At 54.1% G+C, this 255-nt stretch carries 1 rRNA gene; it reads right to left on the bottom strand.

Annotated features, from left to right (window positions below):
• Positions 1-255: ribosomal RNA gene (locus tag KJS57_RS26265) — 16S ribosomal RNA — on the bottom strand; the annotation flags it as partial.

Below are 255 nucleotides of genomic sequence, written 5' to 3'. Positions count from 1 at the left end.
CGTTCACCCTCTCAGGTCGGCTACGCATCGTCGCCTTGGTGAGCCGTTACCCCACCAACTAGCTAATGCGCCGCAGGCCCATCCGTAAGTGACAGATTGCTCCGTCTTTCATTATTCCACCATGCGACGAAATAAATTATCCGGTATTAGCTACCGTTTCCGGTAGTTATCCCAGTCTTACGGGCAGGTTGCCTACGTGTTACTCACCCGTCCGCCGCTAACCATCAGGAGTGCAAGCACTCCATCAAGTCCGCT

It is taken from the genome of Paenibacillus vini (assembly GCF_018403325.1).
Lineage (GTDB): Bacteria > Bacillota > Bacilli > Paenibacillales > Paenibacillaceae > Fontibacillus > Fontibacillus vini.
This window is presented reverse-complemented; position numbering and strand designations above follow the sequence as displayed.